Genomic DNA, 25,783 nt, shown 5'->3' with positions numbered 1-25,783 from the left:
CCTCCCTTTTTCAGGAAGGGTTATAGTGTGAAGTAAATATTATAGAGACACCCTCCTACTGTTAATATTGAAATTGATTATAGTTCCTTATAGAAACTAATTACCCCTCAGAAACCATATCGGGAAAATATTTGTCTATTAATTCGTATTCTGAACGTTTTTCTAGCCAGTTGTATGTTTGACGTGAATCTAGAAGAATAATAGTTTCTATTCCCCAAGTATTTCTACCATCTGTTTCACTGTAGCAAGTAAGTGGTCCACCCTCTACATGTAAAAAGAACTGTCCTAGTTTAGTTACATATAGATCTTCATAGATATGATTAAAGTCACCTCTTGTAAGCCCATTACTATACTCAGCAATTAGTGTCGCTGTTTCTGTATTATAAATTTTTTTATTAATTATTTTTTTCATTAAACCATCTCCTTTTCTTATACTTGTATGTGAAGCCATAGTTCATTCTAATGTGGAAATCGAGGAACATTCTCTAGGAACATTAAATCCACAAATTCTGAGTTAATCCTTAATGAATCCTTGCTTAAAGGTTTTAATACTACATACCACATAATGCATTCTGGATTTTCTTTATCATAAATTTCAGCAAGGATATAAACTACCTCACCTTCTTTAAAGCACACATCAGCACCCGCTATTTGAATCCCGAAACTTGAATTAATTACTCCAACATGAAATTTATCGTTATTCATATAGATAACCTCTTTCTAGTCTAGGTAGTTGAAAATCTCTATCTGCAAAATCTTTAAAAAGATTTTCAAAATAACTTTTTTCAATATTTATTGATGAAAGTACAATCAACTCAATCCCTTTTTCCTTCAATAATTTTAAGAAATGATAAAGTTCTTCATTGTCTCTACTCAATTCATGCAAATATGAGAGTATGATATAGTCAATTTCTCCACTATCAACGTAATCAATTAGTTTACAACCACCATTACGCGTAATTAATGGACAATATCCACTGTCTCTATCATCAAGAATCTTTTCGACTAGAATTCCTTTATTGGTACAATAATTTACAATTGCATTACTTCGTTGCAAACTTCCATCTTCTAATGAAGCAAACCTTACATAGCCTACTGCTGTTTTTAACTGTTCCAACATAAAAACTCCTCCTTTTTAAATCTATATTTTTATTCAAAATCCATCTTGAATCTCTTAGAAAGGTATTCCATCAAATTCGTATGCTTCCTCAGGAATCTCTGGACTATTTACATAAAACATTGAGATTTTTCCAAAGTGAGGAACTTCCAATAAATCATCATATCCACCATCATAATAACTCTCTGAAAGTACTGGTAATAGAACATGGTCAATCCTGCTGTCTTCTGATACTCTTCTTTTAAAATCCTTGAAAGTTGGTCTATATGCAGCGTTGAGTAACTGATATTCAGTTAATTCTTCACTAATATCGTGATACACAGCATGTAACGAGTAGTTCTCTTTATTGCAATATTCGTAAAGTGCTTTGTACATATCACTTATAACTTGCCAGTTTGATTCATTTAAATTAACCATAAAGTAACCTACTGCTATTTTTTTCACTAAAATTCCCCCTTTTCATTAAGGAGATTCCGTGGTAATATATAATTACCATAAATAGAATCACCTTTGTAACTTTACAAATAATAGTTTTGCTTAGAGTTGCCCACGCCAATGATGCAACAATAAGTAACAGTTAGTAACAATCAGTAACAATCATGTTTTACTTTTATTAATCACCTCCTTTAAAGTGCAATTACCTTACTTTTAGGTAGTATAACACCTTTATTAAAAGACCAAATCGGTATGTCATAAGATATCTGTGACGAATTTATTTGGGCTATCGTCTCCTATTACTGATGGTTACATACTCTTCTATAATATCGAGTCCACCTTCATATATTTCTCCCTCACTATAAGAATGTTTTCTACCGCGCTAGCAACATTATTATATAATTCAACTGTTTTATCTCATTGATCTCCCATATGTTGTAACATCTTAGTTGCCTTAATTGTTATACCTAGAAGCGTTTTTGAATTTTGATCATCAAAATATAAATTGTTGGTTTTCCCATTAAAACTTCCCCCTTTTTAAATCCCTAAATTTTTCTCATATAACAAATCCCCTTGCAAAAAAATTGTTAATAGATAATTTTCTAACTTGATTTTGATTATAAAAGACCCTTGATACGCTTGTAAACCCACTTCTCTATGATTTGAATTGGCGGCAAAATCGTAGATAAATATTTAATTATATTAAAATAATATATAAGTTAGATTAAAAATGCATTATCTGCATAACCCTGCCTTTTTATCTATGAAATGATATTATTGTTCGTTCATAGATAACCGTTCACAAAATTGTCACATTTTGATATTTAATAAAAATGGTCAAACAGCAAAAATTACTGTTTGACCATTTTATGTCCTAGAAAGGGCTAGCAAAAGAAATTTGTCTAAGTTACACCTTGGAGAGGTACACATTCAGGATTTTAAAGGGGAATAATTGTCCTGATATACCTACACTTCTATATGAAATAGCATAACCCTTTATTTATGGCAAAGTATTATAGTAATTTTATTAGCCATTATAATAATTGATCTCAAATATTAATGATTAATAAAACTAGTAAAGGTCACCTAGTCCAAATTTCTTCTACTGCAATCTGTTTGTCCTCAGGAGTAGGAGCAGAATATCTAAGTATCATGTCAGCGCTTGAATGTCCACTTAAAGATTGGATTACGCTGATATCCTGTCCACTTCGAACTAATCCTGTTATAAAAGTATGTCTTAAAGCATGAACATTGAAACCCTGCTTTTCTATTAAATATTGCACTGTTCTAACACTTATTCTTTTACCTCTATTTGATAGAAATAGTGCTTCTTCATTGTCAGACCTTTCTTCAAGATATTTAACTAATGCTCTTCGTGCTTCTTTATTAAGTGGAACTGTTCTCTGTTTGTTTCCTTTTCCTTTAATTACAGTAACCTGACCTTTTCTCTCACTTACTTCGATATCTGATATATCTAAGGCAACCAATTCAGAAAGCCGCAAACCTGTATTTAACAATACTTGTAGAATAGCCATATCTCTTTTATTCTCAGTTCTATCAATTTCTCGTATCAACCTATTCAATTCTAACCTGTCTAGTGCTTTAGGGGCCTCATTTTTATAGTTAGTAGGTTTAACAACCGAAATATCTTCTATTGTATTCACTTGTTGAGACCATTTGCTATACTTCTTAATCGCATTCCAAATTTTATTTACTGTTGCTGGGCTCTTGCGTCTACTCACTAAATAATCAATGTATTGTTGAACGTCGCTTCTCGCGTAATTTGATAAATCTGCTCCAGCCCCTTCCAACCAATCACTAAATTGCTTAATTGAGTGAACATAAGTCTTAATTGTCTGTTCTGATTTTCCTCTCAGTGCTTCTTCTACAAATTGGTTAATCATATACTCTCCTCCTGATTTTTCGGCATAAATAATTCTATGCAATATTTTTTTACTGTTATTTGCCATAATTCATTTCCTTTTTACTGTTATTTAGTCAATTAATTGCATGGAATACCTATTCTATGCAATTATTCTACGAAATTGCTATCGAAAAAATAATGTCCATATACAAACTGAAGCACAGCTTCAGTTTGTATATGCAAAAAATGAAATAACAAAACTACCAAATATCCACATTGAGCAAAAACCAATTAACATACCAAACGTGATTTCTCCAACCTTCTTATTCTTTTGAAGAAGCCATTTGATAATTACACAGCCAATCAATAGAATAATCACAGAAAAGAATGACCAGCGGAAAGCAATTTCTAACCAACTGATAAATTCTCCAAATAGTTCTTTAGTTTCTATAATATCTTGCTGAAGATCAACCCAATTTTTCATTTGTATGCACACTCCTTTTTTGATTTATATAGTTATCTTGTTTGTTTCTTTTCTAAAACCTTCTAAATAAGCCTTAGTTTAATTAATTATTTTTTTCGTCTCGTTCAAATTATTATTTGTTCTTATTTCTTCATTTTCTTAAAAATCAGTCATTTAATTTTTTTTATCGGCAAAATGATTAAATGTTAAGCCTTTTTTTGCACTACCTATTTTTTTCATTTTTCTCCTTATCAACATTGCACATTATTACTCTGTAGCATTTTTTTCGGCTAAATCATTTATTTTTTTCGCAAACTCCTTAGAAATAGAAATGTACTTATTTGCAAATAAAAAAGCATGCCCACTTCTAACAATTCTGTTAGGTGACATACTTTCTTCAAACTTTAAACCACATACGTTTATGCCCGTTTTCATCAATAAACACTTTATTCAATTTCTGTTCTCTTTCTTTTACCAATTTTTTTATGTCAAGCATTGGCAAACACCATGTATATACTCCGCTAAGACATACAAAGAATGTCACAATACCATAAGTTAAAATATCTGAGAATAAATAAACGATAATACCAAAGATTAAAACAATTATACTAAATATAAAAACTGATATTATTTCCCAGAACCTTTCCTTTTTCTCATTAGAGTTTTCGGTATTACCAGAAATAATTACAGAATAAAATATGTGATAAAATATTCCACTGCCTACAAATGCTAATATGAATAAGGAATAATAGAAAACTAAATCAAATTTTAAAGTGAAATGATTTACAGGGTACAACATGACAGAACTAATTCCACCGATTAGCAGCGTCCAAATTACAAGAAATGCCAAATACCTTATTCTCGAATTAATCTCTTTCAATTTTAGGTCACCCCCACTAACTAATTACATACATTATAGCGCGTCTTAAAGATAATATCAGGGCCAAATAAAGATTAACCTACTAAAAAATTGAATAAATAATCTCTTTCTTCTTTTGAACACATAAACACAAAAATATCATTTATTGATCGGATAAAAGTAAACTGATAAAATCCTGTTTTATCGTTTCTAGAAAGTGAAAATGTACAATCTTGTAACAATAACCTCTTCGCCTCTTTTAAATCATAATTATAGAAACCATTCAAAATGTTTGTATACTCTATATCTGATAGTAGATAAACATTCGGCTCTTCGCCAAGACTTCTCCGTTCCTCTATAAGTACTCCTTCTAACTCCTCACCCCTATCGTTATAAATGTAACCCTTTACTTTCAAACCGTACCTTGCATGAAATAAGTTTAACTCCACTAACTTCTCAACATCTATATTACTCCTAATTTCTACTTTTTGATTCATAAAAATCCTCCCCTTTCATTATAAAATTCACGTTAAACTGACTAGACCTTAACAGAATTTTTGTATACCTTTCTATTAGAGATAACTTATAACAACCCTTTTTTTTCAAAATAAAAAAACAGTAAGGAATAGTCCTTACTGAGATGGATTTAACTTTCGCGCTAACTTGATTAATTTGTATCGAACATCTGGCTCTAGTATATACTCTTCCAAAATCGGACAAAGCAGCAAGATCATTTGGTTATAATCTTTAAAATCTTGGTTAAAACACATTACATTATACTTTTCAATTTTTGTCATCCCCTTTTTTTTGCCTGCCACTCTGTAATCCTCTTTAAGTACATATATGAAATAGAAGAATGGTTCAGTTTCATCTGGCAATAAAAAGCATTTCTTAAATCTTGCAATTTTGAAATTGTACTGATAATGCTTAAATGATATTAGTTCATAATCAGTTTTCTTACGAAGTATATCCTTGTTTTTCAAGAGAATCCCTCCAAATATCTTTAGTGTAATCTTTCCACTTGTACACTTAAACAAACACTTGTTCTCACCTTTATTTTGGAGGAAAATAACAAGAAGCACTGAACCATTTTCGACTGGTTTTTTGAACTAGTTTGAAGGCTTGCGATTCTTTTGGTATCAATATTTGAGCCGTTTGAACTACATTTTAACAAAATGACCTTCTTAAAAAACATTACTAAACTGTAAGTGACTATTTGTGTACATATCACACATTCTACAGTTTTAATATTAAACTGGTTCATTTGGCTCAACCCTTGTTCCCCTTGCAAACACTTGGTTCATTATTGGCTCAAGATTGGTTCAACTTTGGTTCTATTTTCACAAAATTAAAGACGGGTTATAAATACCCGTCTGCAATTTAAATTTCATCAAAATCAAGTAGTTTTATACCCTTCCAAGACTTAGTCCTTCTACTGTTATTCATTTGGCTACGTTTTACCAGATTACCATATATACTTTCAATTTTTTTATTAAACTTTGTTTGACTTCCCGCAATGTGTCCATTTTGTTCACAGAAGTTTTGCCATGCTGTAAAAAGACTTATACGTGCTGTCTCAGCATCTGGATTAAATTCGCAATGTTCATTCATGAATTTCATTACAGGATTATTCTCTTCTCTGTATTTTTGGACTAGTTCACTAGATTCCCTACTTTCAGTAAACTTGAAATTATTATCATGTATCAATCTTCTTAGTCCATCTAGAATCCAAAGCAGGATAGCGTCCTTCTCTTTGTATAATTTATCCTTCAAATGAGGGTCTTTTTTTGCAGGTACATGCTTAAAAGGGATAATACTTAACCTGTTGTAAAAAGCATCACTAGTATCTTTACTGTAATTATCCGGTAGACCATTTGTGGAGAAAACAAACTTTGCTTTATTATAAAACTCAAATACTTGTCCATATGGTCTTCGTGCAGATATCCTATCATTCCCAGTAGCCGCTTTTAAATAGCCATTATCTTTAATTCCTTTAGCGGGTAGATCAGCAAATATATTGACAACCTTCCCAAACAATTCTGCTTGTTTGTACTCATTATCAGACAAGTCTTGTAATGGAATGTGTGATTTAGCATTATCGGTTAAAAGATTCTCTAGAGTTGCTGTGATAAAAGTACTTTTCCCTGCATCTCCCGGTCCATCAAATATGAAAATCATCTTTTTGGAATCTGTTAATGGAGTTAAACAATACCCTACCATTTCCTGCAGCAGCATTTGAAGTTCTTTATCCGGTACTGCACTATTAATAAACTTATTGAAGTTTTCTCCATTAGCGTTCGGATCATAGTTTGCTTGTATTTGAATTGTAGAATAGTTATCTATTGAGTGACCTTTAGTAAACTCCCAAGTTTGTAAATCAAATGTTCCATTTAGAAGATTTAACTTAAAGGGATACTTATTTATTTCGTCCGGAAACTTATTAATTCGACTATCTATCTTCCACAATTGAACAACATCATTTATAACCTGGGACTTAGCATATTCAGGTGTTAATAACTCTTTTACTATCCCCTTATCCTCATTCTCATTCGCTGGTCTATACACCCCATTATCAAAAAAATATAACTTTCCTGTTGAATTGATGACAGGAACATTTTTTATGAGGTATTCCGACAAAAAACCTCGATGTATATAACTAAAGCCTTTATCTGATTTCCTTAAAAATGGGCCAACAAATCGAACTTCATTATCTATGTATTCTACCTTAAATCCTTTCGGTCCAATATATTCATTTCCGTCTTCGTCGTATAAGACACTCTTCCAGATAGGGAGATTTTCTGTGTCTTTTATTGAGACTTGTTTTAAATCCTTTTTTTCATATTCTTCAACTTTTTTATTTAGTTCCTCAGTAGAAACTGTTATTTCTTGATTGTTTTCTCCATCAATATTACTCCAATTTGGTGGTGTAACTTTGTTTTTAAATTCTTTAGATGTAGCCATATTACATCACTCCCCTTTCCTCATTACACAGGGTTTAGGAGTGTATATTGTGTTTTATATGTATGCTTTTTATTGTGTTGTGAAGACCTGTTAGATGGCTTAAAAATACATGCATGTTGGTAGTTTAATCTCTTCTAAGTTCAACTCCTTCAGGAGCCTTAACAATTGTCCAACCTTTAATTAGAAATAAAGGTAATTTATTTGTGGTACCATATCTGCTAACCTTTTCAAATTGATAATAATCCCCCACTTTTTTTCTTAATATGAAATACTCTTGACCATTATATTGATTAGATTTAAAGAAATTAACCAGATACCCTTCCTTATACAAATCAATTTTATTCTTTCCCCATAATTTTTTTGCTTCCACTACTTCTCCGGTTTTAAAATTTGGATAATATTTTGGCAATGCTCTCACCTCCTTTTTACTTTACATTTCTATTAAACAAAGATAGACGCTCACCTTCTAATTCTTCATAAAAAATCTTAACAATTAAAAGATTGTTTAAGATTTTTTTAAAATTAACGAACTTTACAGAAACAAAGAGAGTGTAAGCTAGCTTACACTCTCCCTACATCTATAAATTGTATAATGGTCCAATAAGATAATTTTTTATTTTTTTCTTAGATAGAAGCCCAATACTTTTCATATTTCTTCTCGTAAATTAAGCGGAAGGGAGTTATTCTTTTGAAATTTCTTGAAATTATAATTACATACGAAGTTCATTTGCTTTTGAACATTATATTAGGCTCGAAATCTACAAATTATATTTTGCCTTTCTCATTTTAAAAGCAATATTCCCACCCTCTAATGTATTTACCACCGCTGTTTTAACATTTGGATTATCAACTGAACCGATACAATTTTCTTTAATTGAACCATGCCTATCTACTTCTTGCATAACCACTATTAATTCAGCGTCACCGAATACAGGTATATTGGCATTATGTGTTGCAAAAATAAATTGTCTGTTTAACTTATAATCCCTTAAACCATCAACAAAGTTATTTGCAATATAGGAATTATCCAGATTATCTTCAGGCTGATCTATTATCAGAGGGTCATTATTATCTAACATTAATATATTTAAAATAGCAGTACATTGTTGTCCTTTCGAAAGTTTACTGAGTGATTTATAATTTTCTTGTTCATTTTCCAGACTAGCAGTATTTAGTTTGACATCTATTACATCTAATAATTGAACTAATTCAAGTTCTAATTTTTTGGCAAGCGGAATGTTGGCTAAAATTTCTGACTTTGCTCTTGTTAAGTTATACTCTTCAATTAGTTTGTCGCTACCTTGATTCAAATGCCCTATAAAAGAAAATAAGGAAAACTCGTCTTTATCTCTTACCCAAGTTAAACTTTTAGGACCTAAACCTTCAATGTCAGATAAAACCTCTATTAATTCATCTCTATTTTTGGCAGCATGTATTTCAATCTGTACTTTACCTCTTAGTTTGCCTTTGTTTATTTTTTTAACTGCCTTTCTTAGAGAATCATAGGAATGATCTTGTGCTTTCTTAAGTTTCTCTATCAGTGTTCTTCTTTCGGAGATTATTTCTTCTAATTCTCCTTCTAATTTCTTTGTTTCACTTTTAATTGGGTTTATTTTAGCAATTTCTGCTACTGTTTCTTTATATTCTAAGGCAATTTCTTGTCCAGTTTTTCCATTTAAACCCTCTAAAGATTTAATTGAATTTCGTATTTCCCCCTCTGATTCTTGCTTTATAACTGTCCATCCAGAGTTAATTTCTTCTACACTTCTGGCAGATTCTTTAACAAGTTTTTCGTACTCATCCTTTAACTCATTAAGTTTTAAATTGAAGTTGGTGAATACTTCATCAATTAGTTTAAATTTAGCAGAATTTGGGGTTTTCCCTAAAAATTCCTCAGAAAAAGGTAAATCTACTTTATTAAATGGAACATTATGTTGGACAATGACCTCTAGCGACTTTTTTAAATACTCCTCTTCAGTGGAAAGGTGTTCTATTGTACTTAACTTATCTGCTATCCCTGCTTCTTTAAAAAATTTCACTTTTTCCTCAAGAATAGGTAACTTTGAGACTTTGGTAGATATTTCATCTTTTTTCTCTATTTTATCTACTAATTTAATCGCATTTTGTTTTAGTTTCTTAATTATTTCTTCCTTTTCATTTAAAATATCTGCCTGATTAGGAAGAAACCTATTTAGAATATTAAGTTTGGCTTCTTCATTTGCGACTAATTCAATTATTTCATTTTGTCCATAAATCTCAACATGTGGCAGAATGTCCTTTACAGTTAGATTTGATACGGAATCATCTATGTTCTTTACTACTGTTGGATCTCCGTATCTTTTAATAACTTTATATTCTTGTCCATACCGTTGATAAGACGTAACATGCAATTCAACTCTGCCATTATCTAAACCTAGATTTGATTTAATTAACTCATTAAAGTACCTTTTTGATTCATTACTTTTTGGTTCTAGGTCTAAAGCATATCTCACCAACTCTAACAGTGTAGATTTCCCTGTACCCCGGCCACCAATAGTTGTATTTAAATTCCTTGATAAATCAACAGACATGCCGTCAAGATATCCTCCAAATACCTCAATTTTATTTATACTGCTATGAAAGCGTTCATTTTGGTCATATGAAAGTTTAACTCTAGCAGTTGGGTCTTGAAAAGCCTCTTTAAAACAAGTAAAATTCAAATCTGACATTTTAACTAAACAATATGCATTTTTTTCTAATAAATCCTCAGGCCTACAAACATCCTTTGCATTTACAAACGCAAAAGGAGTTTCTTTCTTGTACATTGGTTCTTTATTTTTTATTATGTTTATATATCTTGGATCTACTTCATTTAAACTATAAGGTATTTGCGCTACTTTTAGTCTTTCATCAGTCCAGATATGATTCATCTGACCCATTTTTAATATTCCATTGTCACTAGTGATATGTGCTGCGTACCAAAAACCACCTAATTCTTCTTCAATTAATTTAGCAATATCTAAGCAAGATAAATTGCTTGGCATCACTCCATTTTCTACATCAGTTAAACCTAGCCTACCAAGATATCGGTTTAACTGATCAGGAGTTGTCTCCTCTGAAAATTGACACACTATATGTATTTTCTCTGCTGTTGCAATTTCAAACCCGGGAAACACCGTTATTCCATTTTCAGTTAACAAATCCCTCAACTTTTCAGCAGTTTGAACACTTCCGTGGTCTGCCAAGCCAACTACTTTAATTTCTTCTGATAAGCAATTATTTAGGACTGATTGATTATACTCTTCTTCGCTAATTTCGTGCTCTCCACCTCTATAGGCAACATAACTATAAGGGTTAACCTGTAATGCACACTTGTAAAACTCAGCAAAATTCTTCAATTAGTAACCTCCTTCTACAATTTTTCACATCTATAATTTCCATTATATATCAATTTAAATTTTATTTAATAATATCATCTTGATAAAAAAATTCATTTACACAAAGAGTAGAAAAATAAACAAAAGAAACTTAAGCAAGCTTAAGTTTCTTTTGTTTATAGTTTTTTACAATTTTCTTAGAGATTATTGTTATATTCAATAAACCCTATATACATCTGGACATTCGGATTCAACAGGTGAGTAGAAGCAATGAAGTTTATATCGGCCACTGTTCCACTGATTCCACCACTGGGCAGGGCAAGTGCCATTCGGTCTAAAAAACCATAGTGCTCGTTCTGCTGGATGATGCCTTTCACCATTAATTATTCGTTCTGCTAATCTGATTTCTTTTTCTCTTGCCCTTTGATAAAAGTATGGATGTTGTACTGCTTCAAATCCTCCTGGGGACTGCCAAACCATTCGTTCTACAGAATTAATATCAACAAAATCTAAACACCTTACTCGTACTCTATTTACACAAACATTGGCGACTAATAACATTCCTTGCACTCCTTCACCTTCTGCTTCCGCACGGATAAGTCTTGCTAGAAGTCTTTTATCATTATAACTTGCCTTTATTACAGCCATGATGCCCTCCTTTGCATAAACTAAGTCGTACTTAAATACTATTCATTCAAGCCATGATAAATACTTAGCAAATTTTTTTATTTAACCATTCCAGTATCAATTATTTTAACGGTAACACTAGGTGTAATATTCACTCTGTCAATTGTCTTGGGCCAGTTCAAGTTTATCCATTCTTGATAATCCATTTTTTGTTTTATATACTTTCCTAAACCAAGGTTATCTATTTGATGTTCCTTCATAGTTTCCAATATATCTCGTATTTTATTTTCTATATTCTCTTGAATGTAATTCTCTAATGCTTCTATTTCTTTTTCATTAGTCATGTCTTTATTTCCTTGGTATTCCAGTAAGAAGCCTTTAAAATCAATTGACAACTTCACATCTATTTCTTCTTGATCTCCTAGTGTAACATCTATACTTCTTTTATTCGTTAAAAAACTAAATAATACTTTTTCTTCTTCGTTTTTAATTAATAAATCACCTTCTGTAAACTCTCCAGTTAGTAAAAAAAAGATTCTTGCTTGTATGGCTGGTATGGTTGCTTTTAACTGGTCACCACTAAATAACCCTATTCCGTCCGACATTATTCCGTCTTCCGATTGTAAAATAATAGGAGCAATAGGATCAATAGCATCGTCTAGGTAATCTTTTGCAAATTTATGTATATCCATTTCAGGAATTGTATTTAACCTTGCTTCTTTTTTTAGAAGATTTTCGATTACAGTGTCAACCATTTGATATTCTGGATAGTCCTTTGATAATAATTGTTTTGGATTGCTTTTTACTATTGACAGTTTTACTGTAGGTCTTAAAACAGGGTCTCGATAAAATGTGTCAATTAAATCCCATACTCCCTTTTCTGCTAGTTTCTCTCCAATTAAAATACTTCGAACTTGCCCGGAAACTAAATTTTTATCTGTTTTTTTACTTAAAAATATTCTTGATTCCTTCGAAGTTTCAACCACTGTAGTGATTGTCTGTTGTTTTAAGGTTTCTGCTACTGGTAGAGATATTGTCACTTCAAGTTTCCCTGAATTTTCTCCTTCTTCAATTAACTCATAACCTATTGTATGAATAAACCCTAACTCTTCTACAATTTTTTGGTCCCTACACCCCGGTAGTACCAACAATATTAGAATAATTAGTAAGATTCTAGACATGTTTTCTCCTTCTTTTTAAAAATATAATTGTCAATACTAACAGTGGTAAGAAAATGGATATTAGTATTTGAACTTTTGCTAATAAAGATAACAAAGAAGTAAGTTCATTTTTGGTGACAAATGGTAATGTCACTAAGTATCCAACTACCAATAATACAAAAGCACTACGTTGAGCACTCCACTTAACAACTCTTTTAAACGTAACTAAACTAATCCATATATACATCGTTATAGTAATTATTAACTTCAAATAAAATAATATAAAAAATCCGGAGTCCAATCGTTCAATAAAGTCAAATTCTATATACTGCAATAAATTTATTACGGGATAAACTTGATAATTTAATTGTTGGAAACTATTAAACCCGTAACAAAAAATCGTTACACTCAAATATATTAATGTGGTATACAGGTGCCCCAAAAACACGTACTTAAAAATCTTTTTCTCTTTTTTTATGTAAGGAAACATGAATAGTGTTACTTCAAACCCTAGAAATGCTGTATATAACTCTATCATGCCTCCATAAAAGTCATTATGTTCATTAAAAACAAAGGTAGAAAATTGCAAAAAAGAGAAATCGGGAACAAAATAAATTAAAAGGAATATCATTGGTGCTGATAAGAAGAAAAACAATGTAGAGACGTGAGCAATTGTTACGATTCCACTTGTCACAAGGTAGTACGTAAGAATTAATGTTAACAGTACAAACCATTGTATATTTGTTTGTGGAAAGTATAAAAACTTCATAACATGTACATATTGTTTTGCAACTGTAATGGAAAGAACGGACCAAAATATACTCAAACAAAGATACAAAGGTTTGGCAATAATATTCACCTTTGAAAAAGAAGTCTCGATTGTTTGAAAAATTGAACTTCCTTTATTAAAATAATAAATTCCAGCAATTAATCCAATTTGAATCATAGCAAAAACTGAAATGGGTATAATCATTAACCAACCATTATATCCAAAATAATTGGCTACCATGTTAGGTAACATAAAGAGCACTATACCCGTTTGAGTCATATAAGTAATAAAAAAGAGATAGAACGGTTTAAATTTTTCAGTTTGCATATAAGGCTCCCTCCTTAACCTATTTCTTAAAAAACTGATAAGGAGCACGAATGATGGTATCTTTTATATCCTTCAAAGATAGTGGGGATATAGGCTTTAAATAATACTCCCCTAAATTCTTTAACCTGCAGAGGTGAATCATTATAATAGTAAATCCAAAAATGATCCCAAAAAACCCCAAAATGGATGCAAGAATAATAAAGAAAAATCGAGTAATTCTTAAAGATGCTGTCATTATGATATGTGGTACTACAAAAGATGATATGGCAGATACAGAAACTACAATAATTAGAACATTGCTTGTAAAACCAGCCTCTACTGCCGCGGTACCAATTACTATTCCCCCAACTATGCCAATTGTTTGTCCAATTTTAGAAGGCAGTCTTGCTCCTGCTTCTCTTAACAATTCAATAATACCTTCAATAATTAATGCCTCAATTACTGGATTAAATGGTACTTTACTTCTTGATTGAATAAACTCATGAAGTAATTTAACAGGGATAATCTCATAATGAAACATTGACACTGCTACATATAAAGAGGAAGCAAATAATGTAATAAATAGTGCAGCAAATCTTAATAACCTAGATAAAGTACCAAGTAACCACCGTTGATTATAATCATCTGGCGATTGAAAGAATTCAAAGAAATTTGTTGGGGTTGATAATGAGTAGGGACTGCCATCCATTAAACAAAGAACTCTGCCCTCAAGTAACTTAGATGTCGAGACATCTGGTCTCTCCGTCGTAAAATACTGCGGAAAAACAGATAACGGCTTCTTGTCTAAATACTGTATAATTTGATTTAAGTCATTAACTCCTTTTGTATCAATGTTATTGATCTTTTCTTGCAATCCTTTAACTAATATAGGAGAAGTAATCCCCTCAATATATAACAAATACATTTTCGTTTGTGTGATGGTACCTATGTTATAACTAAGAACTTTTAAACAGTCTGATTTAATCCTTCTCCTAATCATAGACAAGTTAGTTCCAATATCTTCTATAAAGGCTTCTTTGGATCCCACAATTACTGTTTCAATTTCTGCTGGAGAAACACTTCTTGTTTTAGGAACATAAATATCTACTGCATACGCAAGTGAATTTTGGTATATTATTAATGCTTTTCCTTCAAGTACTCCCTTAACCATTAAATTAATATCTTCTTCTTGTTGATATTGTTTTCTTCTTAATATAATTTTTACTTCCTCATCATTTGTATTTGAAAAAGGTTGTAAAATGTTATTTTTCAACTCTTCTTCCCCTACTAGATGACCAAAATATAATACCTCAATTTTCAACTCTGGAAATGTCCTAATTACTAAGTCATCACAATAATCTAATCGATCTTTGACATGTACAGACAAGTTTTTATTTATGTACATAATATCCTCTCAAAATGTTAGTTTACAGTTAGCATTACAAAATTATGGTATTGTTATTCATAATTATTTATGTTGGTTATAGTAAACATGTTATTACAAAGATTGACCAAATAATCTTTTGTTAATTGCAAAACAAAAAAGACAAGTTATTTAACCTGTCTCTCAATAAGCACTAAGAATAAAATATATACCTTTTGTTAACAACATTGAGTAAACTTATTCATAATACTATAATAGGGTTTTCAATATTTCATTTTCCAATGTTATCTCGACCCTCCGCTTTACCACTATTTGTGGTACGGTTCTCCCCGATTAATCCGAAACCCCCGATACACTTGCTCTAGCAACAGCAACCGCATCAACTGATGAGGAAACGTCATTTTTGAAAACGACATCGTATCATTGGCACGCGCCATCACTGCATCACTTAATCCTAGCGAACCGCCAATGACAAACGCGATTTTACTTTTCCCGTATGTCGCTAACTTGTCCATTTCTGTTGCTAGTTGCTCTGAAGAATACATTTTTCCTTCAATCGCAAGAGCGATGACATGTGTATCCACAGCGATTTTTGCTAGGATGCGTTCGCCTTCCTTTACTTTTACTTGTTCCATTTCTAATTCGCTTAATTGTTCTGGGGCTTTTTCATCAGGAACTTCTATAATCTCTACTTTTGCATAGGAAGTCAGGCGTTTTTTATATTCATTTATACCTAGTGTTAAATATTTTTCCTTTAGCTTTCCGACTGTAATAATTGAGATATTCACAAGCATTTTCCCCTTCTTTTTTTGTTATCCACAGCACTTATCCACATACTAACACGCTACTAAACTCCTACTCGGATACAATATACACAGCATCTTCATTACAAAATGCACAGTTTGTGGATAACTCTTCTATCTTTTCTATCGTAGGTGCCACTTCACATTCATCAATAATTTGCTCCATTGCTATTTCTACATGCTCAAGACATGTCATAAACTTCATCAAACATAGCCCATCCTCTCGTTTTCTCATTTTTTATAGTATAACAAAAAACACAGTGGCTCATCACGCCACTGTGTTTTTTGTTAAAACGCTTGTTGTTCTGATAATGTTATTGTTGTTGTTTGCTTTGATCCTTCACGGTAAAACGTCACTGTAATTTCATCGCCAATTTCAGTTTCTGTATATAAAAATTTGCGTAAATCATGACCGTCTTCAATGTCTCGGTCGTTGATTTTGACAATCACATCATACTCTTGTAATCCCGCTCGTTCTGCTGGAGACACTGGTGCTACACTAGTAACAAATACGCCCGCTTTGACTTCATCAGGAAGCTTTAATGTTTCCTGCCAATGATAGCCTGGGATTTCAGATAATGAACGGATGCCGACTCCCATCTGTGGTCGTCTTACTTCACTAAATCGCTCTAAATCGTTAATGACTGGAACTGCAATGGCCGTTGGAATTGCAAATCCGATTCCTTCCACCGAACTTTGCGCAATTTTCATCGAGTTGATGCCAATCACTTGTCCTTGAATATTTAGAAGAGCCCCACCGCTATTACCCGGGTTAATCGCTGCATCGGTTTGAAGAACTTCTGCATGCCAATCAATTTGACCGTTACCCGTTAAATCTACAGGAATGCTTCGCTCTGTTGCACTAATGATACCTTGTGTGACTGTACTTGAAAAAGCTAAACCTAATGGGTTTCCAATCGCAACAGCCGGTTCTCCGACACGTAATGTTTCTGAGTTACCAAACTCAGCGACAGCCGTAACGCCTTCATCATCGATTTCTAAAACGGCTAAGTCGGTTAACACATCCGTACCTAATACTTTTGCAGGTACACGAGTCCCATCTGTTAAGCTAACTTCGACTTCTCTTGCTCCTTCAATGACATGATGGTTTGTGACGACGAATGCTTTTCCATCTGCCTGTTTATAAATGACACCTGAGCCTGTTCCTTCACCACCGGTATTAGACCAGAAGTTTGTTTCTTGTAAGTTAATTACCCCTACAACCGCATCAGATACTTTATCCACAGCATTTGTAATATCTGAGTTGACGGAGAGATTCACTGTTTGCTCTAAACCTGCTGGTTCACCTTCGACCATCGTCGGAACCGTTTCATTTTGATTTGTTGAAATGTCATACGGCAATAAACCGGTTTGAGAAAGTGCCGGTATAGACACTAATACGATAACCCCACCAACAATTGCACCAAAAAATGCAGATAGTCCACTTGCACGTTTTTTCCTATTGTCTTCTCGCTTTGGAATATGACTATCATAATAACCCATTGGACTCACCATCCTTGAATGATGTAATACTTATTACTCATAATTATAGTAAGCTGATAGAAAAAATCTAGATCGTTATCATCTTTTATGTGATTTCACATAACTTCTACTAGATTTCCCAAAACTTTTGATAAATAAACGTGTTTACACAACAGCAAGGGCGGTTGGCTCATCAGGATCCGTATCAAAAATGCGAAATTGTTCACCGACTCCATGATCTTTTTCTCGAAGGATTTGCTCGACTGTCATTCTTGCCAATTCTTTCATGTTATTATCTTTGCTTAAATGGGCTAAATATATTCGTGATGTTCTATCACCAATGACATCAGATAGCGCATAAGCTGCATCTTCATTTGAAACATGGCCTACATCACTAATAATTCTACGCTTGACACTCCAAGGATATTTCCCCATTCTTAATAAATTCACGTCATGATTCGATTCAAAAATGAATACATCGGCTTCTTTAATCGTTCCTTTAATGCGGTCACTGACATAGCCCATATCGGTCGCAAGGACTAATTTTTTGCCTTGATGATGAAAAACATAAAACATCGGTTCCGCTGCATCATGAGAAACACCAAATGATTCAATATCAAGGTCTCCAAATGTTTTTACTTCTTCAAGGTTAAAATGAAATTTTTGTTCTGTATCGATTTTACCAAGGTCCTTTTCCATTGCCCGCCATGTTTTTTCATTTGCATAGACTGGTAGATTGAATTTCCTCGCTAGGATGCCAACCCCTTTAATATGGTCACTATGCTCATGGCTGACTAAAATTCCATTTAAGTCTTTAGGGTCACATTGAATGCTTTTTAACAGCTGTTCCATCTTTTTGCCGCTGACGCCGGCATCAATGAGCCAGCGTTGCGTATCTGTTGCTACATAAATGGCATTGCCAGTACTTCCACTAGCAAGCACACTAAATTGAAAACTCATGTTTGTTCACTCCATCTATTTGTAATTCCTCTTCTAGGAGATATCTTGGATTGAACCTTCAATCGCGTAAACGAGATAATCATCATCATTCACACGAATTCTCCACATTGGTGCAAAAACTTCTATATTTTCAACTGGTTGGAATGAGCTATGATACGCAAACTCCACATGTGTAATCGTATCATTTGCTCGAACAATTTGTTCATTTAACAAAATCTCAATCGCCTTCATACCTGATAAAAATTCTTGCTCGCGGCCAGATGAATCAACTTCCACGGCAACTTGTTGGTATCGGATAACTTGATAGTTTTCATTTAACTGTATAATAAGCGGAGCTCGTTCAGAAGAATACATCACTTTATCTTCATATTTTTTCATAAACGTAACAAGCATTTTCTCGTCATCAAATTGTGAAAAGGAATACGTTTCACCTTGGTACACATAATCTTCCAGAAAGACTTTTAGCTGAGCCCGCATATCTTCATCAGGGTTGATTTGATATGGTACATCTAGTTGTGAAACAATCGTTGTTTCATTAACCACTTCCGCCTTTTGATTGGACAACAAATTTAATATTGCATCTGTCACTTTCACTTCTTTGGCAACAATATGAAATCCTGTCGTTGGTTCTGTTTCAATATCACCCTCAATGACGACATTTAATTCATGTAACACTTCTTGAAACGGTGTCGTTGTATTGACATTAATATTGTTTGCATGATTAAATTCTTGGAGTTGATAAAACAGAAAGACATTTAAACATAAAAATGCAACGATAAAAATTGATTTTGTTCTACTCCAATCCATAATCATCTACCTCTTTTGTAGGCTCGTCCAATTTTATTTTTTGCCAATACCCACCGTATTTCATGAACCAAAACGGACTTACTGTAATATACGCATTATTTTTCGTCATCTCATATCCAATTCTTATATCTTCTATTTGTTCTAGATCAATAGCTTCCTGATCTTCTAGCTGTGAGAGGACATCATAACCAGAATGCAATGTTTTCGATCTTGTTGCATCGCCAATCGGGGTGTAATCTAAATCAAATAATGGTCGAGAATAACCGGAAGTTTGGTTTCCTGTTCGAGTAACTGATAACAGCATCGTATCTTGTCCACCCATCCGCATAACCGGAATATGGTTAATTCTTAACCGAAATTGCGCTTCCTCATCAACCATTGTAGAACTCCAATTTGCGAGTACATAATCATCGGTCCAACCACCGTGCCCGTTAATAAACTCAATGCTACTTAATACACCATGCTTCCCACTTCGGTTATGACCTTCACTTGAAATCGGATTAATGTAATTCATATATAATCCTCGACCACTGACATTAATCATTCGGTTTCCATCTGTATAAGACTCATTCCCACCTTCTTGCCGAAACTTTTTTACAGATAATAAATCACTGAATAAAATTTGCTTAAACACATCGACGGAAATGGCTGTTGTAGTATAAGTCAGAATCGGATATTCGGTCTCTTCGCTCGGTAAATAAATATGTTTCGTAAACCGTTCATAATCATCATTTCTTTTTTCATAGGAAAACACAGGAATAAACTCTGATGCTTTGGCCAAGTAAACATTTTGAAAATCACCGATCGAAAACGACGTAGCAAAATCAAAAGAGACTTGCTCTTCATATGATACCATCCGTAAATGAATTTTGTCTTTAGTCGTTACATGGTAAAGAATTAAGCGGTCTACCGATTCTGTTGGTAATATCGTATCTTCACCTATATTCGGGAACATGTTTAAGATAACTTCAGCTGGAATTGAAGTGGGATACACAAATTCAATCGATTGACTTTTTAACGGTGACGCTAAATCCCAACTAACGACAGTTAAATCCTCTACATTTGTGGCCACAAGCTGCTCATACAGTTCCTCAAATAACACATCATTTAAATCAAGTGAAGCAACATCTTCATTGTTGTGGAGAATCACCTGTTGTGGAGCAATGATATCTGTTAAACTTCGCTCCTCACTTATTTTTGTGTTTTCCACATATTCTGCTTCTTTTAATAATGCGTAATCGGGTTGGAATGTCCATAATTCCCACGTCAAAAACAGACTGAGTAAAACGAGAAAAGTTAACGTTGCTGATTTCACATTTTCAAACGTCACCGTTACGCACCTCCATGACTTACTGAATAAGGAAGAGTGAAATAAATGGTTGTTCCATTTCCATATGTGCTTTGAACCCATATCTTGCCGCCATGTGCATGTACAAGCTCTTTTGCTATTGCTAAGCCTAATCCTGTGCCTCCTACATTTCTCGCTCGTGCTTTATCGACTCGGTAAAAACGCTCGAATATTTTTGCTTGGCTTTCTCTTGGAATACCGACACCTTGGTCAGCAACCCCAACCCGAATATTTTTACCTTGATTCACTAGTGAAATCGTAATTGTTGCGCCTTCTGGTGAATACTTCAACGCATTTGAAACGATATTATCAATAACTTGAGTAATTTTATCTTTGTCGATTTGAACTTCTGATGGGAAAGCAGGTAGCTTTCGTTTAAAGGTGACATTTTTATCTTTTGCAATCATTTCAAAGCGATCTACAGTTTCATGTAAATATTGATGGAAATCAACTTTTTGTAATGTAAGCTGATAATCACGACTATCAATTTTTGAAAGTTGCAATAAATCATTGACAAGTCGAATCATTCGCTCTGTTTCCGTTTGTGTTACTTGTAAAAACCGTGGAGCGAGCTCTTCATCTTGTAATGCGCCATCTTCTAACGCTTCTAAGTAACTTTTCATTGTTGTTAACGGCGTGCGTAATTCGTGGGAAACATTCGCCACAAATTCTCTTCGTTCATGCTCAATTTTTTCTCGCTCTGTTACATCATGTAAAACAGTAATAATCCCATTAATTGGACCGTTTTCTTTTTGTATTACTGAAAAACTAGCTTGTAATAAATAATCTTGTTCCTCATTACTAAAATCAAGTAAGATACCATCTGTAAAATCCGATAGCTCATAAACAGAATATGCTTCCGTCATCCTTAGCACATCAGGAAGTGACTTTTCAATCGCTACTTCACTTGTCGTTTCTAGTAATTCTTCTGCTCTTTTATTCATTAAGATGATGTTACCATTCGAATCTGTCGCAATAACTCCATCTGTCATATGTGTCAATACAGAACTTAATTTTTTCTTTTCTCTTTCCGTTGACGCATTTGCCTCTTTTATGCGAGCGGTTAAATCATTAAAGGCGTTCGCCAGTTGTCCAATCTCATCTTTACTGTACACGTGAACTTGATTTGAAAAGTCTCCCGCTGCCATTCGAATAGCTTGCTTTCTCATATCTAAAATAGGGGAAGTAATGGTTCTAGCAACGAGTATAATTAAGAGAGCGGTAATGACCAATGCAATAACGGTTCCAGTCGCTAAAATACTATTAATTTGTTGAATTTGTTCATAAATTTCTTCCATGGATGCTTCAATATAAATCGCACCAATCGTCACATTATCCGACTTTATCGGCATGATGACAATTTGTATTCGTTGTCCTGTTTGTGGATCACGGACCACTCTGTCATCGCCAGTACCGACTAATGCACGTTTGACCATTACTTCTGTTGTTTGTTGGCCAACGATATGCGTGTTTTGTCTATTTGATGTACTAATGACCGTTTTATTAATATCAATCACTTGAACTTCTGCATTTTCAACAGAGAAAAACTCGCGTAGTAAATTATTTATGTCTGTCGTTAATGTTTGTGGGTCTTCCCGGGTCTTCACCATTTCTTGCTCAATATTGTAAGCTAATAAATTGGCACGTTCATCTAACATCGTTCGGTAGTTGGATACAAGCTGTTCTTCAAGTTGCCTAACAAAATAAACACCTATAATTTGAATGGCGATAAAAATAAGCAAAACATAAATGATAATCAATTTAAATTGAATCGATTTAAAAAAACCGACCTTATTATTTTCCATTCTTAACTCTCCTGTTCAGGATTCCGTAAGTAGTACCCTACTCCTCTTCTCGTTATAATCCAGATTGGGTAACTTGGGTTATCTTCCACTTTTTCACGTAATCGTCTTACTGTTACATCGACTGTTCGAACATCACCAAAATAGTCATAACCCCAAACCGCTTGTAATAGGTGTTCTCTCGTCATAACTTGCCCGATGTGCTTTGCTAAATAATGAACAAGTTCAAACTCTCGATGTGTAAGTTCGATAATATCTCCTCTTTTTTTCACTAAATACGCATCAGGCTGGATGATTAAATCACCGATCGTAATATCTTTCGTTGTATCCGTATCTTCTGTTGTATTACTATGGCGCCGTAAGTTCGCCTTTACCCGGGCAATAAGTTCTCTTGTACTAAATGGTTTTGTCACATAATCATCTGCACCTAGCTCTAGACCTAACACTTTATCAATTTCTGAGTCTTTTGCTGTTAGCATGATAATCGGCATATTATGTGTTTTCCTTACTTCTCGACACACTTCCATCCCGTCTTTATAAGGAAGCATAATATCTAATAACATAATATCTGGGTTTTCTTGTTTGGCTAATTCAATTGCTTTTATCCCATCATATGCACAAAGCACTTCATATCCTTCTTTTTCTAAACTGAATTTTAATATATCTGCGATTGGTTTTTCATCATCAACAACAAGAATCCGTTTTTCCATATTGATCGCTCCTAGTTTATCATTTCATTTACTATTACTGCTATCTTACCATATACAACATCCTGAAAAATACAAGAAATGGTCGAGAATTTAAAAGGAGCCTCTAGCACATTGAATCGCTAGAGGCTTCTCTTTATTTTAAATAATCCATAGGGTTTTGTAATTGTCCATCTTTATACACTTCAAAATGCAAGTGTATTCCTGTTGCTGTCCCTGTTTGACCCATAACCCCAATCTTTTCTCCTTTTGATACCGTGTCTCCTACACTCGTATCAAACGAAGCTAAGTGAGCATAATACGTGACAATGCCATTGTTATGGTCGATAATCACTAAGTTTCCAAACCCTCCACGAGAGCCCGCAAAAGTAACCGTACCACTATCAGCTGCTAAAATATTATAGTTGGTTGGTCGGGCAATATCAATTCCTTTATGCATACGGCCCCAGCGCATGCCTTGGTAACTCGAGATATAACCACCAACTGCTGGCCAACCTAACGTTCCTGATCCACGCGATGGCTGTTCCTTTGTTCCCTTTACTACAATTTTCGTTGTAGGTTCTTTCACTACTTCTTCACTAATGACTTCTCGTTTTACAGTTTTACCATTTTCCTTTGTCACTTCATAACTTACAATTTTCTTTCCAACTTCTCCTTCTTGTTCCACTTTCGTGTCACCTTTGAACATGGAGGAGTCTTCTTTCGTTTCTGTTTGATAAGGAATTTCTTCTGCAGTTGTAGACGCTTCTTCTACTATAATTGAAACTAAAGGTTCAAAGGCCGTAACATTCAGTTCTTGATCAATTTGAAGCATTGTATCCGTTGTTACATCTGGATTTAAATCGAGTAAATCACTAACTTTTAAGTTATGATCACTTGCAATTGAACCTAATACGTCTCCTGCTTTTACAGTATATGTATGTTCCTCTAACGTTCCTAATTGCAATTGTTTGATGGCTTCTTTTTCAGCTAATACTTGATCTGGCTCAACAATTTCTTCTGCTGTTGTGAATTCTTCTGAAAAACGAATATCTCGGATGATGTTCTCATCCACTTCTGGTTTTGTTTCAAGTTCTTCTTTTTCACTATTTAAAAATTGTTCTAATTGACTTTCACTTACATATTCTAATAAGAGCGATGTTTTTACTGATTCAGCTACAGCTTCTTCACTCACATATAACAATGACTCACCATCTAATTGAATTGCCGTTGCTTCTGCTTTCACCGTTAGTTTGTCTGCAAGCTTCAGAAGGACATCTTCACTTGAACTTACATTGTCATCAAATGTTCGCTCTGGTATGATTTCTACTTTTTCACCGATGATGAGTTCAAGTTCACTATATTTTTCTTCAAGTTCTTTTATCTTATCTTGTATTAATTCTGTCACTGTCTTTTCTTCATTTACGACACCAATGTAATCACCATCAACATAAACATGATAAATCGTATCTAATGGTGTTGAGTCTTGTTCATTTGCATAAACCGCTGGTGCTGTCACTAGCATAGCGGAGCAAGCTCCGACTGCAATAGCATTTTTTAAATAACGAGGCTGGTTTTTTACCCCATTCCAAGCTGTTATACATTTATGTAGTAGAGAATTGGTAGTATGTAAGAATGCCGTATTTAATTTTTTTACATCCATATGGCTTTCCTCCTGCATCAGACTTTCATGGCGAAAGATTGATAGTGGTAGTTTAATAACCGTTTCTATTTTACCATATGAGAACGGCAATGTCGTATTTTAATAGAAAAGAAACGAAATTGTAATATAGCAGAGCACAAATCCACAATTTTTTTCCTTTATTTAGCTGATTCCCTTATAAATCGAAGTTTTTCTGTTACATATAGTGTTATAGTTTCGCGATATCTGAAATATTTTTGTAAGAAATAGGAAGCGAATTTCTTTCATTATTTTCAATCTTACACTAGACTAAAATCCTACATTTCTTCCCACAAAAAAACATGTTAGATTTAATCTAACATGCTTTTTTGGAGTGCCGGCCAGAGGACTTGAACCCCCAACCTACTGATTACAAGTCAGTTGCTCTACCAATTGAGCTAGGCCGGCAAATGGTGGCTCGGGACGGAATCGAACCGCCGACACATGGATTTTCAGTCCATTGCTCTACCGACTGAGCTACCGAGCCTAAAAAAAAATGGCGGTCCGGACGGGACTCGAACCCGCGACCTCCTGCGTGACAGGCAGGCATTCTAACCAACTGAACTACCGGACCATTTTTTATTCTAATGTAATGAATGGTGACCCGTACGGGATTCGAACCCGTGTTACCGCCGTGAAAGGGCGGTGTCTTAACCGCTTGACCAACGGGCCACTGTTGAAACAAAATGGTGAGCCATGAAGGATTCGAACCTTCGACCCTCTGATTAAAAGTCAGATGCTCTACCAACTGAGCTAATGGCTCTTGCTTTGATGAAGCTTATTCACTTCTGTGTCTCTTCCTCTACTTGTTTATTCAAAGTAGACTATGCGTCGAGACAACTCGTCGCTTTTTCAAAGTTGCTTTGCTCGTCTCTACCAACTGAGCTAATGGCTCTTGCTTTGATGAAGCTTA

General features: G+C 33.8%; 25 protein-coding genes and 5 tRNA genes. All 30 read right to left on the bottom strand.

From position 1 onward, the window contains the following. Window positions 1-100: 100 nt before the first annotated feature. Window positions 101-412 carry a hypothetical protein gene (locus T323_RS0124175; protein ID WP_026675561.1) on the bottom strand — a complete coding sequence of 104 codons (312 nt, stop codon included), beginning with the start codon at window positions 410-412 and terminating at the stop codon, window positions 101-103. Window positions 413-459: 47 nt separating this feature from the next. Further along, the gene (locus T323_RS0124170) at window positions 460-705 is read right to left on the bottom strand and encodes a hypothetical protein (RefSeq protein ID WP_026675560.1); all 246 of its coding nucleotides are present in this window, start codon (window positions 703-705) and stop codon (window positions 460-462) included. After that, window positions 698-1,120, bottom strand: coding sequence for a recombinase family protein (locus tag T323_RS0124165; protein WP_026675559.1), 423 nt, complete (start codon window positions 1,118-1,120; stop codon window positions 698-700). Before T323_RS0124165 ends, T323_RS0124170 begins: the two co-directional genes overlap by 8 nt. Window positions 1,121-1,174: 54 nt before the next feature. Then, window positions 1,175-1,561, bottom strand: coding sequence for a hypothetical protein (locus tag T323_RS0124160; protein ID WP_026675558.1), 387 nt, complete (start codon window positions 1,559-1,561; stop codon window positions 1,175-1,177). A gap of 1,073 nt (window positions 1,562-2,634) precedes the next feature. Next, window positions 2,635-3,522, bottom strand: coding sequence for a tyrosine-type recombinase/integrase (locus tag T323_RS0124155; RefSeq protein ID WP_245613764.1), 888 nt, complete (start codon window positions 3,520-3,522; stop codon window positions 2,635-2,637). 120 nt (window positions 3,523-3,642) lie between these two features. Beyond that, window positions 3,643-3,900, bottom strand: coding sequence for a hypothetical protein (locus tag T323_RS0124150; RefSeq protein WP_026675556.1), 258 nt, complete (start codon window positions 3,898-3,900; stop codon window positions 3,643-3,645). A gap of 376 nt (window positions 3,901-4,276) precedes the next feature. Then, the gene (locus T323_RS0124145; RefSeq protein WP_026675555.1) at window positions 4,277-4,759 is read right to left on the bottom strand and encodes a hypothetical protein; all 483 of its coding nucleotides are present in this window, start codon (window positions 4,757-4,759) and stop codon (window positions 4,277-4,279) included. Window positions 4,760-4,833: 74 nt separating this feature from the next. Then, window positions 4,834-5,235 carry a hypothetical protein gene (locus tag T323_RS0124140; protein WP_026675554.1) on the bottom strand — a complete coding sequence of 134 codons (402 nt, stop codon included), beginning with the start codon at window positions 5,233-5,235 and terminating at the stop codon, window positions 4,834-4,836. Window positions 5,236-5,370: 135 nt separating this feature from the next. Further along, window positions 5,371-5,721, bottom strand: coding sequence for a hypothetical protein (locus T323_RS0124135; protein WP_026675553.1), 351 nt, complete (start codon window positions 5,719-5,721; stop codon window positions 5,371-5,373). A 397-nt stretch (window positions 5,722-6,118) separates the two neighbouring features. Beyond that, window positions 6,119-7,699 (bottom strand): DNA primase family protein, encoded by a 1,581-nt coding sequence (locus tag T323_RS0124130; protein ID WP_026675552.1) that lies wholly within the window; start codon window positions 7,697-7,699, stop codon window positions 6,119-6,121. 124 nt (window positions 7,700-7,823) lie between these two features. Beyond that, entirely contained in the window at window positions 7,824-8,108 is a 285-nt protein-coding gene (locus tag T323_RS0124125; protein WP_026675551.1) for a hypothetical protein, read from the bottom strand. A 349-nt stretch (window positions 8,109-8,457) separates the two neighbouring features. Continuing rightward, a complete protein-coding gene (locus tag T323_RS0124120; protein WP_026675550.1) occupies window positions 8,458-11,076 on the bottom strand; it encodes a TrlF family AAA-like ATPase in 2,619 nt (872 codons plus the stop codon). 195 nt (window positions 11,077-11,271) lie between these two features. Beyond that, complete coding sequence (locus T323_RS0124115; protein WP_026675549.1) at window positions 11,272-11,703, bottom strand: cell wall hydrolase; 432 nt, start codon at window positions 11,701-11,703, stop codon at window positions 11,272-11,274. A 77-nt stretch (window positions 11,704-11,780) separates the two neighbouring features. Beyond that, window positions 11,781-12,863: a Ger(x)C family spore germination protein gene (locus T323_RS0124110; protein WP_026675548.1), complete on the bottom strand. Its 1,083-nt coding sequence runs from the start codon at window positions 12,861-12,863 to the stop codon at window positions 11,781-11,783. After that, window positions 12,856-13,938 (bottom strand): GerAB/ArcD/ProY family transporter, encoded by a 1,083-nt coding sequence (locus T323_RS0124105; RefSeq protein ID WP_026675547.1) that lies wholly within the window; start codon window positions 13,936-13,938, stop codon window positions 12,856-12,858. The genes T323_RS0124110 and T323_RS0124105 overlap by 8 nt, the downstream gene beginning before the upstream one ends. Before the next feature lie 19 nt (window positions 13,939-13,957). Next, window positions 13,958-15,322 (bottom strand): spore germination protein, encoded by a 1,365-nt coding sequence (locus tag T323_RS27605; RefSeq protein ID WP_051556708.1) that lies wholly within the window; start codon window positions 15,320-15,322, stop codon window positions 13,958-13,960. Window positions 15,323-15,609: 287 nt separating this feature from the next. Continuing rightward, the gene (gene rlmH, locus T323_RS0124095; RefSeq protein WP_026675546.1) at window positions 15,610-16,089 is read right to left on the bottom strand and encodes a 23S rRNA (pseudouridine(1915)-N(3))-methyltransferase RlmH; all 480 of its coding nucleotides are present in this window, start codon (window positions 16,087-16,089) and stop codon (window positions 15,610-15,612) included. Between the two features lie 67 nt (window positions 16,090-16,156). Then, entirely contained in the window at window positions 16,157-16,309 is a 153-nt protein-coding gene (locus T323_RS28610) for a CxxH/CxxC protein (RefSeq protein ID WP_084309395.1), read from the bottom strand. 83 nt (window positions 16,310-16,392) lie between these two features. Next, window positions 16,393-17,607: a S1C family serine protease gene (locus T323_RS0124085; RefSeq protein ID WP_026675545.1), complete on the bottom strand. Its 1,215-nt coding sequence runs from the start codon at window positions 17,605-17,607 to the stop codon at window positions 16,393-16,395. 144 nt (window positions 17,608-17,751) lie between these two features. After that, window positions 17,752-18,546 carry an MBL fold metallo-hydrolase gene (locus T323_RS0124080; protein WP_026675544.1) on the bottom strand — a complete coding sequence of 265 codons (795 nt, stop codon included), beginning with the start codon at window positions 18,544-18,546 and terminating at the stop codon, window positions 17,752-17,754. A 33-nt stretch (window positions 18,547-18,579) separates the two neighbouring features. Further along, window positions 18,580-19,353 carry a two-component system regulatory protein YycI gene (locus T323_RS0124075; RefSeq protein ID WP_026675543.1) on the bottom strand — a complete coding sequence of 258 codons (774 nt, stop codon included), beginning with the start codon at window positions 19,351-19,353 and terminating at the stop codon, window positions 18,580-18,582. Then, entirely contained in the window at window positions 19,340-20,683 is a 1,344-nt protein-coding gene (locus tag T323_RS0124070; protein ID WP_026675542.1) for a YycH family regulatory protein, read from the bottom strand. Before T323_RS0124070 ends, T323_RS0124075 begins: the two co-directional genes overlap by 14 nt. Before the next feature lie 2 nt (window positions 20,684-20,685). Then, window positions 20,686-22,506 (bottom strand): cell wall metabolism sensor histidine kinase WalK, encoded by a 1,821-nt coding sequence (walK, locus tag T323_RS0124065; protein ID WP_026675541.1) that lies wholly within the window; start codon window positions 22,504-22,506, stop codon window positions 20,686-20,688. Between the two features lie 2 nt (window positions 22,507-22,508). Then, on the bottom strand, window positions 22,509-23,213 hold the full coding sequence (gene yycF, locus T323_RS0124060) for a response regulator YycF (RefSeq protein ID WP_026675540.1): 705 nt from the start codon (window positions 23,211-23,213) through the stop codon (window positions 22,509-22,511). Window positions 23,214-23,346: 133 nt separating this feature from the next. Beyond that, a complete protein-coding gene (locus T323_RS0124055; RefSeq protein WP_051556707.1) occupies window positions 23,347-24,852 on the bottom strand; it encodes a M23 family metallopeptidase in 1,506 nt (501 codons plus the stop codon). A gap of 353 nt (window positions 24,853-25,205) precedes the next feature. After that, a tRNA-Thr gene (locus T323_RS0124050) sits at window positions 25,206-25,278 on the bottom strand. Between the two features lie 3 nt (window positions 25,279-25,281). Beyond that, window positions 25,282-25,357: transfer RNA gene (locus T323_RS0124045), tRNA-Phe, on the bottom strand. Between the two features lie 10 nt (window positions 25,358-25,367). Beyond that, window positions 25,368-25,444 (bottom strand) — tRNA-Asp (locus tag T323_RS0124040). 23 nt (window positions 25,445-25,467) lie between these two features. Continuing rightward, window positions 25,468-25,542 (bottom strand) — tRNA-Glu (locus T323_RS0124035). 15 nt (window positions 25,543-25,557) lie between these two features. Then, window positions 25,558-25,633 (bottom strand) — tRNA-Lys (locus T323_RS0124030). Between the last annotated feature and the right edge of the window lie 150 nt (window positions 25,634-25,783).

Source organism: Alkalihalobacillus bogoriensis ATCC BAA-922 (assembly GCF_000621445.1).
In the GTDB taxonomy this organism is placed as follows: domain Bacteria; phylum Bacillota; class Bacilli; order Bacillales; family Bacillaceae_F; genus Bacillus_AO; species Bacillus_AO bogoriense.
The sequence above is the reverse complement of the archived record's forward strand: the minus strand, read 5'-3'. Positions and strand labels throughout refer to the sequence as shown.

What these genes read in the sequence shown, in the direction of transcription:
- T323_RS0124150 (WP_026675556.1), bottom strand. Translation starts at nt 3,900, where the DNA reads ATGAAAAATTGGGTTGATCTTCAGCAAGATATTATAGAAACTAAAGAA.
- T323_RS0124170 (WP_026675560.1), bottom strand. Translation starts at nt 705, where the DNA reads ATGAATAACGATAAATTTCATGTTGGAGTAATTAATTCAAGTTTCGGG.
- yycF (WP_026675540.1), bottom strand. Translation starts at nt 23,213, where the DNA reads ATGGAAAAACGGATTCTTGTTGTTGATGATGAAAAACCAATCGCAGAT.
- T323_RS0124155 (WP_245613764.1), bottom strand. Translation starts at nt 3,522, where the DNA reads ATGGCAAATAACAGTAAAAAAATATTGCATAGAATTATTTATGCCGAA.
- T323_RS0124055 (WP_051556707.1), bottom strand. Translation starts at nt 24,852, where the DNA reads ATGGATGTAAAAAAATTAAATACGGCATTCTTACATACTACCAATTCT.
- T323_RS0124175 (WP_026675561.1), bottom strand. Translation starts at nt 412, where the DNA reads ATGAAAAAAATAATTAATAAAAAAATTTATAATACAGAAACAGCGACA.
- T323_RS0124085 (WP_026675545.1), bottom strand. Translation starts at nt 17,607, where the DNA reads ATGGGTTATTATGATAGTCATATTCCAAAGCGAGAAGACAATAGGAAA.
- T323_RS0124110 (WP_026675548.1), bottom strand. Translation starts at nt 12,863, where the DNA reads ATGTCTAGAATCTTACTAATTATTCTAATATTGTTGGTACTACCGGGG.
- T323_RS0124105 (WP_026675547.1), bottom strand. Translation starts at nt 13,938, where the DNA reads ATGCAAACTGAAAAATTTAAACCGTTCTATCTCTTTTTTATTACTTAT.
- walK (WP_026675541.1), bottom strand. Translation starts at nt 22,506, where the DNA reads ATGGAAAATAATAAGGTCGGTTTTTTTAAATCGATTCAATTTAAATTG.
- T323_RS27605 (WP_051556708.1), bottom strand. Translation starts at nt 15,322, where the DNA reads ATGTACATAAATAAAAACTTGTCTGTACATGTCAAAGATCGATTAGAT.
- T323_RS0124165 (WP_026675559.1), bottom strand. Translation starts at nt 1,120, where the DNA reads ATGTTGGAACAGTTAAAAACAGCAGTAGGCTATGTAAGGTTTGCTTCA.
- T323_RS0124115 (WP_026675549.1), bottom strand. Translation starts at nt 11,703, where the DNA reads ATGGCTGTAATAAAGGCAAGTTATAATGATAAAAGACTTCTAGCAAGA.
- T323_RS0124080 (WP_026675544.1), bottom strand. Translation starts at nt 18,546, where the DNA reads ATGAGTTTTCAATTTAGTGTGCTTGCTAGTGGAAGTACTGGCAATGCC.
- T323_RS28610 (WP_084309395.1), bottom strand. Translation starts at nt 16,309, where the DNA reads ATGAAGTTTATGACATGTCTTGAGCATGTAGAAATAGCAATGGAGCAA.
- T323_RS0124140 (WP_026675554.1), bottom strand. Translation starts at nt 5,235, where the DNA reads ATGAATCAAAAAGTAGAAATTAGGAGTAATATAGATGTTGAGAAGTTA.
- T323_RS0124130 (WP_026675552.1), bottom strand. Translation starts at nt 7,699, where the DNA reads ATGGCTACATCTAAAGAATTTAAAAACAAAGTTACACCACCAAATTGG.
- T323_RS0124075 (WP_026675543.1), bottom strand. Translation starts at nt 19,353, where the DNA reads ATGGATTGGAGTAGAACAAAATCAATTTTTATCGTTGCATTTTTATGT.